18 protein-coding genes and 1 pseudogene are annotated in these 18,361 nt (G+C 69.9%); 15 read left to right on the top strand and 4 right to left on the bottom strand.

Annotated elements, in window-relative coordinates; all coding sequences use genetic code 11:
• Positions 1-53 precede the first annotated feature (53 nt).
• A pseudogene (locus QM772_RS11340) lies at positions 54-197 on the bottom strand (LysR substrate-binding domain-containing protein); the annotation flags it as partial.
• Between the two features lie 5 nt (positions 198-202).
• Complete coding sequence (locus tag QM772_RS11335) at positions 203-613, bottom strand: LysR substrate-binding domain-containing protein (RefSeq protein ID WP_415136491.1); 411 nt, start codon at positions 611-613, stop codon at positions 203-205.
• Between QM772_RS11335 and QM772_RS11330 the strand changes: the two genes are divergently transcribed.
• The 8 genes from QM772_RS11330 to QM772_RS11295 all read left to right on the top strand — a co-directional run bounded on the left by QM772_RS11330 (position 560) and on the right by QM772_RS11295 (position 7,472).
• Positions 560-769, top strand: a complete 210-nt coding sequence (locus tag QM772_RS11330) for a cupin domain-containing protein (protein ID WP_415136489.1) — start codon at positions 560-562, stop codon at positions 767-769. The two genes, QM772_RS11335 and QM772_RS11330, sit on opposite strands and share 54 nt — an antisense overlap.
• A 99-nt stretch (positions 770-868) precedes the next feature.
• Positions 869-1,360, top strand: a complete 492-nt coding sequence (locus tag QM772_RS11325; RefSeq protein ID WP_415136487.1) for a cytochrome C — start codon at positions 869-871, stop codon at positions 1,358-1,360.
• A 213-nt stretch (positions 1,361-1,573) separates the two neighbouring features.
• Positions 1,574-2,275 (top strand): hemerythrin domain-containing protein, encoded by a 702-nt coding sequence (locus QM772_RS11320; RefSeq protein WP_415136485.1) that lies wholly within the window; start codon positions 1,574-1,576, stop codon positions 2,273-2,275.
• A 28-nt stretch (positions 2,276-2,303) separates the two neighbouring features.
• Complete coding sequence (locus QM772_RS11315; RefSeq protein ID WP_415136483.1) at positions 2,304-2,768, top strand: GNAT family N-acetyltransferase; 465 nt, start codon at positions 2,304-2,306, stop codon at positions 2,766-2,768.
• A gap of 207 nt (positions 2,769-2,975) precedes the next feature.
• Positions 2,976-5,684 (top strand): leucine--tRNA ligase, encoded by a 2,709-nt coding sequence (leuS, locus tag QM772_RS11310; RefSeq protein ID WP_415136480.1) that lies wholly within the window; start codon positions 2,976-2,978, stop codon positions 5,682-5,684.
• Positions 5,685-5,689: 5 nt separating this feature from the next.
• The gene (gene lptE / locus QM772_RS11305) at positions 5,690-6,175 is read left to right on the top strand and encodes an LPS assembly lipoprotein LptE (RefSeq protein ID WP_415136478.1); all 486 of its coding nucleotides are present in this window, start codon (positions 5,690-5,692) and stop codon (positions 6,173-6,175) included.
• Between the two features lies 1 nt (position 6,176).
• On the top strand, positions 6,177-7,244 hold the full coding sequence (gene holA, locus QM772_RS11300) for a DNA polymerase III subunit delta (protein WP_415136476.1): 1,068 nt from the start codon (positions 6,177-6,179) through the stop codon (positions 7,242-7,244).
• Positions 7,245-7,265: 21 nt separating this feature from the next.
• Positions 7,266-7,472 carry a CopG family transcriptional regulator gene (locus QM772_RS11295; RefSeq protein WP_415139568.1) on the top strand — a complete coding sequence of 69 codons (207 nt, stop codon included), beginning with the start codon at positions 7,266-7,268 and terminating at the stop codon, positions 7,470-7,472.
• Positions 7,473-7,557: 85 nt separating this feature from the next.
• On the opposite strand, the gene QM772_RS11290 is transcribed toward QM772_RS11295, so the two are convergent.
• Together QM772_RS11290 and QM772_RS11285 are read right to left on the bottom strand one after the other, a co-directional pair.
• Positions 7,558-9,321 (bottom strand): carboxylesterase/lipase family protein, encoded by a 1,764-nt coding sequence (locus QM772_RS11290; protein ID WP_415136475.1) that lies wholly within the window; start codon positions 9,319-9,321, stop codon positions 7,558-7,560.
• Positions 9,322-9,388: 67 nt separating this feature from the next.
• Positions 9,389-9,859 (bottom strand): BLUF domain-containing protein, encoded by a 471-nt coding sequence (locus QM772_RS11285; RefSeq protein WP_415136474.1) that lies wholly within the window; start codon positions 9,857-9,859, stop codon positions 9,389-9,391.
• A 27-nt stretch (positions 9,860-9,886) separates the two neighbouring features.
• Between QM772_RS11285 and QM772_RS11280 the strand changes: the two genes are divergently transcribed.
• The 7 genes from QM772_RS11280 (at position 9,887) to pssA (ending at position 18,287) form a co-directional block, all read left to right on the top strand.
• Positions 9,887-10,642 carry a Crp/Fnr family transcriptional regulator gene (locus tag QM772_RS11280; RefSeq protein ID WP_415136472.1) on the top strand — a complete coding sequence of 252 codons (756 nt, stop codon included), beginning with the start codon at positions 9,887-9,889 and terminating at the stop codon, positions 10,640-10,642.
• A 39-nt stretch (positions 10,643-10,681) separates the two neighbouring features.
• A complete protein-coding gene (locus QM772_RS11275; RefSeq protein WP_415136470.1) occupies positions 10,682-12,004 on the top strand; it encodes a glutamate-5-semialdehyde dehydrogenase in 1,323 nt (440 codons plus the stop codon).
• Positions 12,005-12,045: 41 nt separating this feature from the next.
• Positions 12,046-13,338 (top strand): glutamate--cysteine ligase, encoded by a 1,293-nt coding sequence (gene gshA, locus QM772_RS11270; RefSeq protein ID WP_415136468.1) that lies wholly within the window; start codon positions 12,046-12,048, stop codon positions 13,336-13,338.
• A gap of 61 nt (positions 13,339-13,399) precedes the next feature.
• On the top strand, positions 13,400-15,271 hold the full coding sequence (locus QM772_RS11265) for a potassium transporter Kup (protein ID WP_415136466.1): 1,872 nt from the start codon (positions 13,400-13,402) through the stop codon (positions 15,269-15,271).
• Positions 15,272-15,377: 106 nt separating this feature from the next.
• Positions 15,378-16,562: a benzoate/H(+) symporter BenE family transporter gene (locus QM772_RS11260; protein WP_415136464.1), complete on the top strand. Its 1,185-nt coding sequence runs from the start codon at positions 15,378-15,380 to the stop codon at positions 16,560-16,562.
• A gap of 55 nt (positions 16,563-16,617) precedes the next feature.
• Entirely contained in the window at positions 16,618-17,568 is a 951-nt protein-coding gene (gene gshB / locus QM772_RS11255) for a glutathione synthase (protein WP_415136462.1), read from the top strand.
• Between the two features lie 125 nt (positions 17,569-17,693).
• The gene (pssA, locus tag QM772_RS11250; RefSeq protein WP_415136460.1) at positions 17,694-18,287 is read left to right on the top strand and encodes a CDP-diacylglycerol--serine O-phosphatidyltransferase; all 594 of its coding nucleotides are present in this window, start codon (positions 17,694-17,696) and stop codon (positions 18,285-18,287) included.
• The last annotated feature ends 74 nt before the right edge of the window (positions 18,288-18,361 follow it).

The raw sequence follows: 18,361 nt of genomic DNA, 5'->3' as shown, positions 1-18,361 counted from the left end.
CCCCTTTTTGCTGATGGGTCATGGCGTGGGCCGGGCGGCAGTTGCGCCAGCGCATCCAGGAACGCACGCACCCTGGGCGGCACCAGGCGCCGGGATGGATAGACCGCGCTGATCGGCATGGCCTGCGGGTGCAGGCTGAGCAGCAGCTCGCGCAGGCGGCCGTCCGCCAGGGCGCTCTGCACCATGTAGTCGGGCACCAGCCTCAGGCAGCGTGCGCGGTTCCCCACGCGCTGCCAGGTAGGCCGGGCTGGCGCACAGCAGCAGGATCTGGCGGTCGAAGCGGCGCGCCCATGCGCACGGCCACGTCGATGCCGTCCTTGGTCAAGTCCACGTAGTCGTCTTGGAGGCGGATGTCGAACTCCAGCGCGGGGTGCTCGGCCTTCAGCCGGGCGAGCAGAGGCAGGATCACGCTGCGCCCATAGACGATGGGCAAATCCACTCGCAGCGTGCCCGACACCGTGGCGCTGGCGCCTGCCGCGTCCGCGTGCAGGTCGTCGATTTTGGCCAGCGTGGACGGTGAGCTGCCCACCTCGCGCGCCGCCGCCACGATGCCGAGAAGGTGGTGCTGTGCCACAGCGGCCAGGGCGAACTGCACTTGCAGGGCGTCGTCCACCGCTTCGGCCCCGGCACCAGCGTGCTGGTGCCGCGCAACGCGCCGCACCAGATCTTCAACGTGGGCGACGAACCCATGCACATCACCGCCGCGCTGGCAGCGGCGCGTGTCGAGGTGATCGGCCCGGACGACCAAACGATCGCGCTGCCCTGGTGATTAAGGTTCTTTTAAGCGTTGCTTAACGGTGATTTAGCAGCACTGGGCAAGCCCTGTTCCTAGACTTTGCGCAGCACTTATCCGCACAAGGACGACACCATGCACCCCATCCTCCAGGCCGCTGCGGCGGCCACCCTGATTGCGCTGTGCGGCATCGCCAGCGCCGCCCCTGGCCAACTCATCGAGCGCGGCCGCTACCTCGTCAAGACCACAGGCTGCAACGACTGCCACACGCCGGGCTACGCGCAGCGCAACGGCAACGTGGCCGAGAAGGAATGGCTCGTCGGCGATACCGTGGGCTGGCACGGCCCCTGGGGCACGACCTACCCCACCAACCTGCGCAAGACGGTGCGCGCCATGACCGAGCAGCAGTGGCTGGAATACGCCAGCACCGTGAAGACGCGGCCCCCCATGCCCTGGTTCTCGCTGCAAGCCATGGAGCAAGGCGACCTGCGGGCTATCTACCACTTCGTGCGTTCGCTGGGCGACAGCAGCCATGCCGTGCCCGCAGCGCTGCCGCCCGGCCAGAAGCCCGCAACGCCTTACCTGGACATGCACCCCGTCATGCCCGGCGCGGAGCGCAAGAAATGACGGCCACCACCACCTGGGCGATGGCCGCGTGCTGATCGCGGGCGGCTCGTGCAAGGCGTGCTGCTGTATGGCTGATTGCTACCCATTAGATAGCTGCCAGCGCTTGTCCAGAAACAGTTTGATGTCGATTTGATTCAAGACATTGAATCTGCCCTCACCGAAGATGCGCACCCCATACCCCTCTTTCCAACCCCTGCAACAGGAACGACCACGATGCTGAACACCGCCCCCCGCCTCGACCTCTACGCACAAATCCACAAAGCCCTCCGCGCCCAGATGATGGACACCCTGCACGTCGCGGGCCGCGTGGATGTGCGCAACCCCGCCGACCTGCACGACACCTGCGAGCGCGTGCTGGCCTTGGCCGACGTGTGCACTGGCCACATCGCGCACGAGAACGACTTCGTCCACCCCGCGCTGGAGGCGCACCGCCCCGGCACCAGCGCCGAGATCGCCAGCGAGCATGCGCGGCACCTGGACGCCATCGCCATCGTGCGCGACACGGTGGCCGCGCTGCGGACCGCCAGCCCTGGCGCGCGCGATGCGGCGGCGCTGACCCTGTACCGCACGCTGGCGCTGTTCATCGCCGAGAACTTCGTGCACATGCATGCCGAGGAGACGGAGCACAACCGCGTGCTGTGGGCGTTCTACAGCGACGAGGAACTGCTGGCGCTGCATGGCCGTATCGCCGCAGCCATCCCGCCGCACGAGCACCTGGACACCATGCGCTGGATGATCCCCGCGATGACACCCGCCGAGCGCGCCCAGGTGCTGTGCGGCCTGCGTGCCGAGGCCCCCGCGCCCATGTTCAACGCCGTGCTGGATGCGGTGCTTCCCCACCTGCGCACCGACGACAAGGCCAAGCTGATGCGCGCGCTGGCACCGCAGGAAGAGCTTGCCGAGGCGATGGCATGACTATTGATTTGATAGCTTTCAGCGGTTGATGCATAAGCGCTGGAAGCGTCTTTTGCATGAAACTTCCGTTGCCCCCAGAGCGCCCGCACGCCGGAAGGTTCGCGCCTACCTGCCTGAGTCCCGGTGCTTCGTCGCGTCGTGCAGCGGGGCCGTGGTCGCCGCGTGCGTGGTCAAGCCGCTGGGTGCAGGCGCGCATGAGCTGATGAGCATCGCGGTGCGGCCCGGCGGCCAGCAAGCCGGCCACGGCACGGCGCTCCTGAGGTGGGTCATCCGCGACCTTGAGCGACGCGGCGCCAGCCGGCTGAAGGTGGGCACTGCACGTTCGGCTACCAACTCGCCTTCTCTCGCCTTCTATCAGCGCCAGGGGTTCCGGGTGATGGGCACTGACCATGATTTCTTCGTCAGGAACTACCCCCAGCCCCTGTTCGAGGGCGGCATCCGGCACTTCGACATGCTGCGCCTTGCACGCAAATTGACGAATGCTATTGAATAAATAGCTATCGGCGCTTGATGGATAAGCTCTGGAGGCCAATTCCATTCAAATTTCTTTGCGGCATCCCCGCACGGCCTGCGCCGTCCCGGAGGGGGCCGCCCGCCGCGCTGGCGGGTGTCGACCGACCGCGCGGGGCCGCGCGCATGGGAGCGCTTCAGGGCGCCTGGCAAGCCGTCGGCACCGGGGGCCGGCGCCTACAATTTACCCATGCAAGAAAAATACAGCCATCTGGAGGTCGAGCAGGCCGCCCAGGCGCACTGGCAGGCGGCCGATGCCTACCGCGTGGCCGAGGACGCGGGCAAGCCCAAGTTCTACGCCTGCTCCATGCTGCCCTACCCCAGCGGCAAGCTGCACATGGGCCACGTGCGCAACTACACCATCAACGACATGCTGGCGCGCCAGCTGCGCATGAAGGGCTACAACGTGCTCATGCCCATGGGCTGGGACGCCTTCGGCCTGCCGGCCGAGAACGCCGCGCTGAAGAACGGCGTGCCGCCCGCGAAGTGGACCTACGACAACATCGCCCACATGAAGGGCCAGATGCAGGCCATGGGCCTGGCCATCGACTGGAGCCGCGAGGTCGCCACCTGCGACGCCAGCTACTACAAGTGGAACCAGTGGCTGTTCCTGAAGATGCTGGAGAAGGGCATCGCCTACCGCAAGACCCAGGTCGTCAACTGGGATCCGGTGGACCAGACCGTGCTGGCCAACGAGCAGGTCATCGACGGCAAGGGCTGGCGCACCGGCGCCGTGGTGGAAAAGCGCGAGATCCCCGGCTACTACCTGAAGATCACCGACTACGCCGAGGAGCTGCTGGACCACGTGCAGCACAAGCTGCCCGGCTGGCCCGAGCGCGTGCGCCTGATGCAGGAGAACTGGATCGGCCGCAGCGAAGGCGTGCGCTTCGCCTTCACGCACGACATCCGGGGCGACGACGGCACGCCCATCGGCGACGGCCGCATGTACGTCTTCACCACGCGCGCCGACACCATCATGGGCGTCACCTTCTGCGCCGTCGCGCCCGAGCACCCGCTGGCCGCGCACGCCGCCCGCGGCAACCCGCTGCTCACCGCCTTCATCGAGCAGTGCAAGCAGGGCGGCACCACCGAGGCCGAGCTGGCGCTGAAGGACAAGGAAGGCATGCCCACGGGCCTCTCGGTGACGCACCCGCTCACCGGCCTGGCCGTGCCGCTGTGGGTCGGCAACTACGTGCTGATGAGCTATGGCGACGGCGCCGTCATGGGCGTGCCCGCGCACGACGAGCGCGACTTCGCCTTCGCGCTGAAGTACGGCCTGCCCATCAAGCAGGTGGTGCACGTGGACAAGCAGCACTACAACTTCACCCAGTGGCAGGACTGGTACGCCGACAAGCAGCACGGCGTCACCATCAACTCCGACATCTACAGCGGCATGGGCCACCAGGAGGCCGTGGACGCCGTCGCCCACGCCCTTCAGCAGAAGGGCCTGGGCGAGAAGAAGACCACCTGGCGCCTGCGCGACTGGGGCATCTCGCGCCAGCGCTACTGGGGCACGCCCATCCCCATGATCCACTGCGAAGCCTGCGGCACCGTGCCCGTGCCCGAGCAGGATTTGCCCGTGGTGCTGCCGCTGGACCTGGTGCCCGACGGCAGCGGCAACCCCTTGAACAAGTGCGAGGCGTTCCTGAAGGTCGATTGCCCCTGCTGCGGCCAGCCCGCGCGGCGCGAGACCGACACCATGGACACCTTCGTGGATTCGTCCTGGTACTTCATGCGCTACTGCGACCCGAAGCTGGATACGGCGATGGTGGGCGAGGGCACGCGGTACTGGATGCGGGGCCAGGGCGATGCCGCTGGCGGCAGCGGCATGGATCAATACATCGGCGGCATCGAGCACGCCATCCTGCACCTGCTGTACGCGCGCTTCTGGACCAAGGTGATGCGCGACCTGGGGCTGGTGCAGATCGACGAGCCCTTCACCCGCCTGCTGACGCAGGGCATGGTGCTCAACCACATCTATTCGCGCAGGAGCGAGAAGGGCGGCATCGAATACTTCTGGCCGCACGACGTGGAGCCCGTGCTCGACGCCGACGGCCACCAGGTCGGCGCCAAGCTCAACAAGGCCGTGGGCGCGCTGCCCGCCGGCACGCTGATCGACTACGAGGGCGTGGGCACCATGTCCAAGTCCAAGAACAACGGCGTCGATCCGCAGGAGCTGATCGGAAAGTACGGCGCCGACACCGCGCGCCTGTACACCATGTTCACCGCGCCGCCCGAGGCCACGCTGGAGTGGAACGACGCCGCGGTGGAGGGCAGCTACCGCTTCCTGCGCCGCGTGTGGAACTTCGGTGTCAAGCTGAGTGCTATTCAAAACGTAGCTGCCAGCGCGCTACTGGCGGGCGTTGCAGCCCAGAATGGCATTGAAATCGGCAAGGCCGCCAAGGCCCTGCGGCACGAGATCCACACCGTGCTCGGCCAGGTGGATTACGACTACCAGCGCCTGCAGTACAACACCGTGGTCTCCGGCGCCATGAAGATGCTGAATGCCCTGGAGGCGTTCCAGGGCGACGGCTCGCGCGGCGACGACGCCGCGCTCGCCGAGGGCTTCTCCAAGCTGCTGCGCGTGCTCTACCCCGTCACGCCGCACATCACGCACGGGCTGTGGCAGTCGCTCGGCTTCGCCGCCGTGCAGGGCGAACTGCAGGGCGCGCCCTGGCCCCAGGTCGATGCGGAGGCGCTGAAGCAGGACGAGGTCGAGCTGATGCTGCAAGTCAACGGCAAGCTGCGCGGCGCCATCCTGGTGCCCGCCGGCGCGGACAAGGAGGCCGTCGAGCAGGCCGCGCTCGCCAGCGAGGCGTTCGCCAGGCACACCAGCGGCGGCGCGGTCAAGCGCGTGATCGTCGTGCCCGGCCGCCTGGTCAACGTCGTCGTGGGGTGAGGGCGATGAATCCGCGCCGCCTGTTCCTCACCGCCGCTGCCGCGCCGCTGCTGACGGCCTGCGGCTTTCAGTTGCGGCAAGCGCCGGCCTTCGGCTTCAGCCGCATCGCGCTGGGCATGCCGCAGACCGCGCTGGCGATCGAGCTGCGCCGCCAGCTCGAAGGCACCGGCCGCGTCGAGGTCGTCACCGACGCCGCGCGCGCCGAGGTGGTGCTCGACAGCGCGGGCGAGCAGCGCGAGCGCGTGGTGGTCAGCGTCACCGCCACCGGCGAGGTGCGCGAGTTCCAGCTGCGCATCCGCTTCAAGTTCCGCCTGCGCACCGCCGACGGGCGCGAACTGCTGCCCAGCTCGGAAATCCTGCGCCAGATCGACCAGAGCTACAGCGAGTCCGCCGCGCTGTCCAAAGAGGCCGAGGCGCTGATGCTCTACCAGAACATGCAGAGCGACGTGGTCCAGCAAGTGATCCGCCGCCTGGCCACCGTGAAGCTCTGAGATGCAGCTGGCGGCCGGGCAGCTTCAGGCGCATTTGCAGAAGGGCCTGCGCCCGCTCTACGCCGTGCACGGCGACGAGGCCCTGCTGGTGGACGAGGCGGCCGACGCCATCCGCGCCGCCGCGCGCGCGCAGGGCTACGCCGAGCGCACCGTGCACACCGTGCAGGGGGCGCACTTCGACTGGAGCGCGGTGCTGGCGGCCGGCCAGTCGCTGAGCCTGTTCGCCGACCGGCAGATGGTGGAGGTGCGCATCCCCTCCGGCAAGCCCGGCAAGGACGGCAGCGCCGCCCTGCAGCAGATGGCCGAGGCCGCGCCCGGCAACGAAGGCACGCTGACCCTGGTGCTGCTGCCCCGGCTCGACAAGGCCACCCGCACGGGGGCCTGGTTCGCCGCGCTGGAGGGCGCCGGCGTCACCGTGCAGATCGACCCGGTGGAGCGCGCCGCGCTGCCGCAGTGGATCGCCCAGCGCCTGGCCGCGCAGAGCCAGCGCGTGCAGGCGGGCGAGGCGGGGCAGCGCACGCTGGCCTTCTTCGCCGACCGCGTGGAGGGCAACCTGCTGGCCGCGCACCAGGAGATCGCCAAGCTCGGCCTGCTCTACCCCGCCGGCGAGCTGAGCGGCGAGCAGATCGAGGCCGCGGTGCTGAACGTGGCACGCTACGACGTGTTCAAGCTGTCCGAGGCGGTGTTGGGCGGCCAGCGCGCGCGCGTGCAGCGCATGCTCGACGGCCTGCAGGCCGAGGGCGAGGCCGAGGTGCTGGTGCACTACACGCTGGCCGAGGACATCCGCGCGCTCAAGCGCGTGAAAGACGCCGTGGCCGCCGGCCGGCCGCTGCCGATGGCGCTGCGCGAGCAGCGCATCTGGGGCCTGCGCGAGCGCCTGTTCGAGCGCGTGCTGCCGCTGCTCACCGAGGTACAGCTGGCCAACCTGCTGCACGCCGCCCACCAGGTGGACGGCATCGTCAAGGGCCTGCGCCACCCCGGCTGGCCGCAGGAGCCGTGGCAGGCCCTGCACCGGCTGGCGCAGAGCCTGTGCGGCGCCTGCGGGGCGCCGCGCCAGCAGGGACGCTGAAATAAAATCCCCTCCATGCCCCTGGAGCAAAAGACCGCCCGCCTGACCGTACTGATCGACCCTTCCAAGAAGAAGGCGTTCGAGCAGCTGTGCGCGGCGCAGGACGTGACACCCTCGCAGGTGGTGCGCAAGCTGATCCGCGACCACCTGCGCCAGCACGGCGTGCAGTGGTCGCCCGGCGAGGACGCGGCCGAGCCCGAGCCGGCCACGGGCCGCCAGCGCGGCTGACGCCCGGGATTCTCAAGCCAGAAAAGCCCGCAGCGCGTGCCGGATAAGCGCCGGCAGCTATCGATATAAGAGCGATCGCCAACGTTCAACCGCCGTTTCCGGGCTGGATCGCATCCCAGAACGCGCGCTCCGGCTCGCGCGGCGCATCCTCCAGGCGGCATTCGCGGTCCAGCACCATCGTCGCGCGGCGCCGGGTATCGTAGGCCGGCCAGTCGCCGAGGCCGGGGTGGGACGGGTTGCCGGTGCGGGCGAAGCGGATCCAGGCGTCCTGCATGCGCTCGGCCAGTTCGCGCGCGCCGGGGCGGGCGGCGCCGGCGAAGTCGCGCACCAGCCGGCTGTCGTCCAGCGTGCCGAAGACGAAGGGCAGCTCCAGCGCATGGCAGGCGCCCAACGCGCCGCCCCACGAGGGCGAGGGCCAGGTGAACAGGTAGGCGTAGGTCTGCGCCTGGTGCGCGCTTTGCAGCGAGGCGAGGTGCATGGCGGGCCAGCGCATCGCGCGATCCGATTCGATGGCGAACCACAGGTCGGGCGGGCGCGTGCTTTCGCCGCGCGCGGCCCGCGCGGCGCGGTAGACCTCGACCGCGCGTCGCCCCAGGGACACGCCGTGCGCGTCGGTGCCCGGAATCTTCTCCTCGCAGCGGGCGATCAGCGCTTGTTCCGTGAGCGTGGTCGCGGCCAGATCCATGGCCATGAAGAACTTCATCTCGTCGAGGTTGGTGCCGATCAGCAGGCTGACCTTGCGGGCGATGCCGTCGGCCACGGCGTCGAAGGCGTGGTGCGGCAGCACGTCGGCGTCCAGCACCGGCTCCAGCGGCAGCTCGGGCGCCTGCGGCACGGTGCGCAGCGAGGCCAGCAGGCCGCGCAGCCGGCCGCGCCGGCGCTCGGGCGCGGGCTTGAACAGGTCCTGCACGAAGCCCGTGGCCATGCGCACCGTGCGGCGCAGCACGCGCCAGGCCAGGGTGCCGGCGAGGTACAGCGTGACACCGGCGCGGCGCGGCGCCAGGAAGCGGCCGGAGAACACGCTGCGCGGCGTCACCAGCAGGCGCCCGGTCAGGCGCTGCTGGCCGCGCACGATGCGCTCGGGCTCGATGGCCTGGAGCTGGTCCACCTCGTGCGGCGCCAGGTTCATCTCGTCCATCAGCAGGGCCGCCATGCGGCTGGCGTCCTCGCGCGAGGACACGTAGTTGGCCGAGCCGCTTTGCAGGATGGCGCGCTGGAACAGCCCCTGCGCGCGCGGCGAGCCGAGCAGCGTGGCGCAGCTCATGGCGCCGGCCGATTCGCCGAAGATGGTGACGTTGCCGGGGTCGCCGCCGAAGTGGGCGATCTCGTCACGCACCCATTCGAGCGCGGCGATCTGGTCCAGGATGCCTTCGTTGCCGGTGGAGGGGATGCGGCCCTGCGACATCTCCTTCAGCCGCAGGAAGCCGAGGCCGCCGAGCCGGTAGTTGATGGTCACCACCACCACGTCGCCCCGGCGGGCCAGCGCCGAGCCGTCGTACAGCGACTGCGAGCCGGCGCCCAGCACGAAGGCGCCGCCGTGGATCCAGACCATCACCGGGCGGCGCTGGCCGTCGGCGGCGGGCGTCCAGACGTTCAGGTACAGGCAGTCTTCATGGGCGCGGCCCACCATCAGCTTCAGCGCGAGGCCGCTCAGGCCCGCGTACTGGGGCGCCGCGGGGCCGAACTCGCGGGCGTCGCGCACGCCGTCCCAGGGCTGGGGCGGCTGCGGCGGCCTGAAGCGCAGTTCGCCCAGCGGCGGCTGGGCATAGGGGATGCCGCGAAACACCAGGGTGCCGCGATCCTGCAAGCCCTGAAGCCGGCCGCAGCGGGTCTGGACGATGGCGCTCATGCTGTTCTCCTGTGCATGGCTGGAGCGCCGACTCTACTTCAGCACCCCGCCAGCGGGGCGCGGCCGCTCAGCCGCCGTGGACGTCGAAGTCCGGCCGCAGCGCCAGGAAGCGGGCCAGCGCGGCGGCGTCGCGCAGGGTGAACAGCGCCTCGATCTCCTCGGTGCCCTCGGCCTGTGCGTAGCCCATGTCGAAACGCTGGTAGCGCCGCTCGGCCAGCGGCCCCTCGTGACAGATGCACACGCCGGTGTGGCGCGGATCGCCGGCGATGCGCGCCATCAGCGCCTCCAGCGGCGCCCGCGGCCCTTCCAGGTGCTGGCAGAAGTGCTGGCCGTCGAACACCAGCAGCCCGGTGATGCCGTGCGCCGCGTTGTGCGGCCGGGCGCGCGCCAGGATCTGCCCGACCACCGTGGGCGACTGGCCTTCGGCCAGGGTGCTGCAATAGAGAAATTCGTAGAGGTGCAATTCTTCCGCCGCAATGGTGCTGTGGGAGAGGCGACTGTAGAGCGCGGCATGGCCGTTGCAAACGTCAAAAGACATGGGAGGCGAGCGCTTATAGTCCCGCGCGTGGACACAGACCTGCAGCCTTCCGGCGCCGAAGCCGATGCCATGCTCGACGCCCTGCGGGCGAACCCGGCCTTCCTGCCCGTGAGCGCGGCCGAGCGCGCGGCCATCGAGGCCTTCCGCCGCGGCGTGCGCAGCGCCGGGGCCGGCCGCACCCTCATCGAGGAGCATCGCCGCAGCCCCTGGCTGTTCACCCTCTGCGAGGGCTGGGCCTTCCGCTACAAGACGCTGAGCGACGGCCGCCGGCAGATCCTCAGCTTCCTGCTGCCGGGCGACTTCATCGGCTTGCAGGACGAGTTCGTCGAAGGCACCACCTACGGCGTGGAGGCGGCCACCGACGTGGTGCTGGCCGTCTACCCGCGCGAGGGCCTGTGGGCCTTCTTCCACGGGCAGCCCCGCCTGGGCTACGCCATCACCTGGATGGTGGCCAACGAGGAGAAGTTCGTCGACGACAACCTCGTCAGCGCCGGCCGCCGCAGCGCCGCCGAGCGCGTGGCGATGCTGCTGCTGCACCTGTACCGCCGCGCCGAGCGGGTGGGCATGGCCACGCACGGCTGCGTGGCCTTCCCCCTTTCGCAGCAGCACCTGGCCGATGCGCTGGGCCTGTCGCTGGTGCACACCAACAAGACGCTGCGCAAGCTGCAGCGCCTGGGCCTGCATCGGCTGGAGGGCGGTGTGCTGCAGATCCTTCAGCCGCATGCGCTGGAGCGGCTGGGCGACTATTTCGAGCGGCCGCTGCGGCCGACGCCGCTGCTCTGAGCGCCTGTTCAGTGCCCCGGGGTGCGAAAATCCGCCCCCATGAACGCCTTCAACGTCGCCGAACACATGCAGGCCCTCGGGCTGCAGGCCCGCACGGCCGCCGCGCAGATGGCGCGCGCCGGCGCCGCGCGCAAGAGCGCCGCCCTGCGTGCCCTGGCGCGCCGCCTGCGCGAGGCCGGCGCGCCGCTGGCCGAGGCCAACGCGCTCGACCTGGCGCGCGCCGAGGCCGCCGGCCTGGCGGCGCCGATGGTGGATCGGCTGCGGCTCACGCCCCAGGCGATCGAGACGTGCGCCCAGGGCTGCGAGCAGCTTGCCGCCATGCCCGACGTGATCGGCGACGTCATCGGCCTGAAAGAGCAGCCCAGCGGCATCCGCGTGGGGCAGATGCGCGTGCCCATCGGCGTGTTCGGCATGGTCTACGAGAGCCGGCCGAACGTGACCATCGAGGCGGCGAGCCTGGCGATCAAGAGCGGCAACGCCGCCATCCTGCGCGGCGGCTCCGAGGCCATCGATTCCAACAAGGCGCTGGCCGCGCTGGTGCGCGCCGCGCTGGCCGAGGCCGGCCTGCCCGAGGACGCGGTGCAACTGGTGCAGACCACCGACCGCGCCGCCGTCGGCCGGCTGATCGCCATGCCCGAGTACGTGGACGTGATCATCCCGCGCGGCGGCAAGGGCTTGATCGAACGCATCAGCGCGGAAGCGAAGGTGCCCGTCATCAAGCACCTGGACGGCAACTGCCACACCTACGTGGACGACCCCTGCGACCTGGACCTGGCGGTCAAGGTCACCGACAACGCCAAGACGCAGAAGTACAGCCCCTGCAACGCCACCGAGAGCCTGCTGGTGGCGCGCGGCGTGGCAGCGGCCTTCCTGCCGCGCATCGGCGCCGTGTTCGCGGCCAAGGGCGTGCAGATGCGCTGCGACCCCGAGGCGCTGGCGATTCTCAAGCAAAAAGTGCCTCCAGCGCCCGCCAGTCAAGCGCCGGCAGCTACTGAAATTGAAGCAAACGTGGTGCCCGCGCAGGAATCCGACTGGGCGGAGGAATACCTCGCGCCCATCATCAGCATCAAGGTGGTGGCGGGGCTTCAGGAAGCCATCGCGCACGTCAACCGCTATTCCAGCCACCACACCGACGCCATCCTCACCACCGACCACCGGCACGCGCAGCGCTTCCTGCGCGAGGTGGATTCGGCCAGCGTGATGGTCAACGCCAGCACGCGCTTCGCCGACGGCTTCGAGTACGGCCTGGGCGCCGAGATCGGCATCAGCACCGACAAGCTCCACGCCCGCGGCCCGGTCGGCATCGAGGGGCTGACCTCGCTGAAGTGGATCGTGCTGGGCGAGGGCGAAATCCGCACCTGAGGCGCCGACCCGGCCATGCGCCGCCGTTACACTGCGGCGTCATGGTCCCCCACCTCATCACCGCGCTGACCGGCCCCATCAACGAGCTGGAGCAGCGCATCCTCGACGCCACGCCGGTGATCGAGCGCTGGTTCCGCCTGGAGTGGATGGAGCACACGCCGCCCATCTACTGCTCGGTGGACATCCGCAACGCCGGCTTCAAGCTGGCGCCGGTGGACACCAACCTCTACCCCGACGGCTGGCACAACCTCTCGCCCGAGATGCTGCCGCTGGCGGTGCAGGCGGCGCAGGCGGCGATCGAGAAGATCTGCCCCGAGGCGCGCAACCTGCTCGTGGTGCCCGAGAACGGCAAGCCCTCCAGCTTCTACCTGGCCAGCCTGCAGCGCCTGCAGGAGATCTTCCGCATGGCCGGGCTGAACGTGCGCTTCGGCTCCATCGACCCGGCGCTCAAGCGCAGCGCCGTGGTGCCCCTGCCCGACGGCGAGACGCTGACCCTGGAGCCCGCGCAGCGCCAGCGCTTCCGGCTGGGCCTGAAGAACTTCGACCCCTGCACCATCCTGCTCAACAACGACCTGGCCGCCGGCGCGCCCGGCATCCTGGAGGAACTGCACGAGCAGTACCTGCTGCCGCCCCTGCAGGCCGGCTGGAGCGTGCGCCGCAAGAGCCGCCACTTCCAGAGCTACGAGGAGGTGAGCAAGCGCTTCGGCAAGCTGATCGGCATCGACCCCTGGCTGATCAACCCGCTGTTCGCCACCTGCGGCGAGATCGACATCCACGAGCCGCAGGGCGGCGAATGCCTGCGCACCAACGTCGATGCGCTGCTGACCAAGGTGCGCCGCAAGTACAAGGAATACGGCATCGGCGAGAAGCCCTTCGTCGTCGTCAAGGCCGATCAGGGCACGCACGGCATGGGCATCATGACGGTGCGCGACGTGAAGGACCTCGACCAGCTCGGCCGCAAGCCGCCGCGCGACGGCCTGTCGGCGGCGGCCGTGCCGCGCGGCGAGGTCATCATCCAGGAGGGCGTGCTGGCGCACGAGCGCATCCACGACGCGGTGGCCGAGCCGGTGGTCTACATGATCGACCGCTACGTGGTGGGCGGCTTCTACCGCGTGCACGCCGAGCGCGGCGAGGACGAGAACCTCAGCGCCCCCGGCGCCCGCTTCGTGCCGCTGGCGTTCGCCGGCGGCGGGCAGCTGCCCAAGCCGGGCGTGCGCGCCGGCGCCAGCGCGCCCAACCGCTTCTACATGTACGGCGTGATCGGCCGGCTGGCCCTGGTGGCCGCCAGCTACGAGCTGGAAGCGACCGACCCGGAGTTGCAGGCCATCGCCTGACGCCCGGCGCGCCGGCCGCGGCCGGCGCACAATGGCGCATCCGCGCTCCGCCACCGCTTTCTTGGCCGCCCCCAAATCCTCCCTCGCCGCGCTGACCCTGGGCGCGATCGGCGTCGTCTACGGCGACATCGGCACCAGCGTCCTGTATGCCGTCAAGGAAATCTTCGGCTCCGGCCACGTGCCGTTCACGCATGCCAACGTCTACGGCGTGCTGTCCATCATCTTCTGGACGCTCACGGTCATCGTCTCGCTGAAGTACGTGACCCTGGTGCTGCGCGCCGACAACCACGGCGAGGGCGGCCTGGTGGCCATGCTGGCGCTGGCCTCGCAGTCGGTCAAGCACAAGGCGCCGGCGCTGCGCAAGTGGATGCTGCTGATCGGCATCTTCGGCACCTGCCTGTTCTACGGCGACGGGGTCATCACGCCCGCCATCTCGGTGCTGTCGGCGGTGGAGGGGCTGGAGGTGGTCTCGCCGCATTTCCGCAAGGCGGTGATCCCGCTCACGCTGGTGATCCTGTTCCTGCTGTTCTGGGTGCAGAAGCGCGGCACGGCGGGCATCGGGCGCTTCTTCGGGCCGGTCACGCTGGTCTGGTTCTTCGCCATCGCGGCGCTGGGCGTGCACCACATCGTCGGCCACCCGGAGATCCTGCGCGCTTTGAGCCCGCACCACGCGCTGGGTTTCGTCTGGCGCCAGCCGGGCACCGCCTTCATCATCCTGGGCGCGGTGGTGCTGTGCGTGACCGGCGGCGAGGCGCTCTACGCCGACCTGGGGCACTTCGGCAAGCAGCCGATCCGCGTGGCCTGGTTCTCCATCGTCATGCCGGCGCTCACGCTCAACTACTTCGGCCAGGGCGCGCTGCTGCTGGCCGAGCCCGAGGCGGTGAATAACCCGTTCTTCCACATGGCGCCCGAGCCGCTGCTGCTGCCGCTGGTCGGCCTGGCGACCCTGGCCACCGTGATCGCCTCGCAGGCGCTCATCACCGGCGCCTTCAGCGTCACCAAGCAGGTGATCCAGCTCGACTACCTGCCGCGCCTGCAGGTGCGCCACACCAGCGCGCGCGACAAGGGGCAGATCTACATGCCCTTCGTCAACTGGAGCCTGTTCGTGATGATCGTGCTGGCGGTGGTGCTGTTCCGCTCGTCCAGCAACCTGGCGGCGGCCTACGGCATCGCGGTGACGCTGGACATGCTGATCACCACCGTGCTGACCTTCTTCGTCATCCGCTACGGCTGGGGCTACCCGCTGGCACTGTGCGTGCTGGCGACGGGCTTCTTCTTCGCCATCGACCTGGCGTTCTTCAGCTCCAACCTGCTGAAGCTGACCGAGGGCGGCTGGTTCCCGCTGCTGATCGGCGGCGCGGTGTTCACGCTGATGACCACCTGGAAGGACGGGCGCGATCTGCTCGCCCGCACGCTGCGCGAGAGCGCCATCGACCTCGCGTCCTTCCTGGAGTCGGTGTTCGTCAGCCCGCCCACGCGGGTGCCGGGCACGGCGGTGTTCCTGAGCGCGCAGCCCGGCATCGTGCCCAACGCGCTGATGCACAACCTCAAGCACAACAAGGTGCTGCACGAGCAGAACCTGTTCGTCACCGTGCGCAACCACGAGGTGCCCTGGATCGGCCTGGCCAAGCGGCTGGAGGTGGAGCCGCTGGGGCGCGACTGCTGGCAGGTGACGGTGCACTACGGCTTCAAGAACGACCCCGACCTGCCCAAGGCGCTGGCCCTGATCACCGGCCGCGGCATCCAACTCAACCCGATGACGACCAGCTACTTCCTCTCGCGCGACATCGTCACGCCCACGCTGGGCTCGGGCCTGGCGCCGTGGCGCGAGAAGCTGTTCGCCCAGATGCACCACAGCGCCACCGGAGCGGCCGAGTTCCTGAACCTGCCGAGCAACGCGGTGGTGGAGCTGGGCAGCAAAGTCGAGATCTAGCCCGCGCCTTATGAATAAAAAGTGGCTCCAGCGCCCGACCAGTCAGCGCAGGCAGCTACCTAAAGCGTAGCAAACCGGCGCCCACCGCATTCGGCACAATCGCCCGATGCGATTCTTTCAGGACTGGAGCGTGTCGGCCGCCAGCGCCGGCTTCGTGGCCGTGCTGGTCGGCTTCACCAGCTCGGTGGCGCTGGTGTTCCAGGCCGCGCAGGCGTTCGGCGCGTCGGAGGCGGTGCTGGCCTCGTGGATGTGGGCGCTGGGCATCGGCATGGGGCTGGCCACGGCGATCCCTTCGCTGATCCTGCGCAAGCCGGTGATGGTGGCCTGGAGCACGCCAGGCGCGGCGGTGCTGGCCAGCGCCGGCGCCGGGTTCGACCTGGCGCAGGCCACAGGCGCCTTCATCGTCTGCGCGCTGCTGATCACGCTGGCCGGGGCCACGGGCTGGTTCGAGCGCGTGATGAACCGCATCCCCATGGCCATTGCCTCGGGCCTGCTGGCCGGCGTGCTGGCCCACTTCGGCATGGCCGCCTTCAGTGCCGCACAGACCGCGCTGCCGCTGGTGCTGGCCATGCTGGCGGCCTACCTGCTGGGCAAGCGCTGGCTGCCACGCTACGCCGTGCCGCTGACGCTGCTGGTCTCCATCGTGGTGGCCGCCGCGCAGGGCCACATCGCCTGGACGGCGGTGCGCTGGGAATGGGCGCAGCCGGTGTGGACCACGCCGGTGTTCACCTGGCAGGCGGCCGTCAGCCTGGCGCTGCCGCTGTTCGTGGTGACCATGGCGTCGCAGAACGTGCCCGGCGTGGCGGTGATGCGCGCCACCGGCTACGCCCTGCCGGTGAGCCGGCTGATCGGCATGACGGGCGTCGCCACGCTGTTGCTGGCGCCCTTCGGTGGCTACGCGCTGAACCTGAGCGCCATCACCGCCGCCATCTGCATGGGCCCCGAGGCGCACCCCGACCCGGCGCGGCGCTACACCGCCGCCGTCACCTGCGGCGTGCTGTACCTGCTGGTGGGCCTGTTCGGCGCCGCCGTGGCGGGGCTGCTGATCGCCTTCCCCAAGGAGCTGGTGGCCGCCATCGCCGGGCTGGCGCTGCTGTCCACCATCGGCGGCGGGCTGGTGGCGGCGCTGCAGAACGAGGCGCACCGCGAGCCGGCGCTGATCACCTTCCTGGTCACCGCCTCGGGCGTGACGCTGGGCGGCATCGGCTCGGCCTTCTGGGGCGTGGTGGCGGGCGCCGTGGCGCTGGCCGTGATGGCGCGCAAACCCGCCGCCGCGCGCGGGGCGCCGTGATGCGGCAAGATCGGCCTTTTGGCCCGCGCGGCAGCGCTACCCACCCTGCACCACCATGAACCTGCTGTTCATCGCCGACCCGCTCGAGCACTTCAAGACCACCAAGGACACCACCTTCTCGATGATGCGTGAGGCCCAGCGGCGTGGCCACCGCATTTCCGCCTGCGAGCCGGGCGACGTGCACTGGCGGTCGGGCGGCGTGGTGCAGGCCCGCGTGCGGCCGATCACGCTGACGGGCGACGCCGCCGCGTGGTTCACCGAGGCGCCGCGCGAACAGGTGCCGCTGAAGGACTTCGGCGCCGTGCTGATGCGCAAGGACCCGCCCTTCGACGCCGAATACATCTACGCCACCCACCTGCTGGAGCAGGCCGAGCGCGAGGGCGCGCGCGTGTTCAACAAGCCGGCCGCGCTGCGCGACCACCCGGAGAAGCTGGCCATCATGGAATGGCCGCAGTTCATCGGCCCCACGCTGGTCACGCGCGCCGAGGCCGACATCCGCGCCTTCCACGCCGAGCACCGCGACATCATCCTCAAGCCCCTGGACGGCATGGGCGGCATGGGCATCTTCCGCGTGAAGGAAGACGGCCTGAACCTGGGCAGCATCGTCGAGACGCTGAACCAGGGCGGCGCCACCAGCGTGATGGTGCAGAAGTTCCTGCCCGAGATCGCCGAGGGCGACAAGCGCATCCTGATCATCGACGGCGAACCGGTGCCCTGGGTGCTGGCGCGCATCCCGCAGGGCGGCGAGGTGCGCGGCAACCTGGCGGCCGGCGGCAAGGGCGTGGCCCAGCCCATCACCGACGCCGACCGCGCCACCGCCAGCACCATCGGCCAGGCGCTGGCGCCGCGCGGGCTGCTGCTGATCGGGCTGGACATCATCGGCACCCGGGTGACCGAGATCAACGTCACCAGCCCCACCTGCTTCCGCGAGATCCTGGACCAGACCGGCTGCGACGTGCCGGCGATCTTCATCGACGCGCTGGAGCGCGCCGTCAATACATCATGAACGATCACAAGGCGCCCGAGCCGCCGCCCGGCCGCCCGAAGGCGGCGAGCGCCCCCTCGGGGGGCAGCGGACCACGCGAAGCGGGGGAGCGTGGGGGCACGAGACTCAGGCCGAAGCCGTTCTCCATGATCCGCGAGTTCCACCTCGCGGACTGGTTCACGCTGGGCAATGCGGTGTGCGGCGTGGGGGCGATGTTCGCCATCATCAGCTACATCCAGGTGCAGGACATCCGGCACGTCTATTACGCCTGCGCGCTGGTGCTGGCGGCGCTGGTGTTCGACGTGCTGGACGGCCGCGTGGCGCGCTGGCGCCAGAAGTCCTCGCTGCTGGGGCGCGAGCTGGACTCGCTGGCCGACGTCATCTCCTTCGGCGTGGCGCCGGCGCTGATCGCCTACGGCGTCGGCATGCAGGGGCTGTGGGACCGCGTGGTGCTGGGCTTCTTCGTCGCCTGCGGGGTGTCGCGGCTGGCGCGCTTCAACGTCACGGCCGAGCAGCTGTCGGGTGGCACCGGCAAGGTGAAGTACTTCGAAGGCACGCCGATCCCCACCTCCATCGTGCTGGTGGCGCTGCTGTGCGCGGCCGCCGCGCGGGGCGCCATCGGCCCCGCGTTGTGGGGCGGGCAGGTGCGCGTGCTGGGCGGCGCGCTGCACCCGCTGGTGCTGCTGTACGCGCTGTCGGGCTCGCTGATGATCAGCCGCATCCGCATTCCGAAAATCTAAAGAAAAACAGGCTCCAGCGCCCGCCCGGCAAGCGCTGGCAGCTATGGTTTTTGGGGTTCGTGGCGCCCGGCGCG

The organism is Ottowia sp. (genome assembly GCF_047601385.1).
Lineage (GTDB): Bacteria > Pseudomonadota > Gammaproteobacteria > Burkholderiales > Burkholderiaceae_C > Ottowia.
This window is presented reverse-complemented; position numbering and strand designations above follow the sequence as displayed.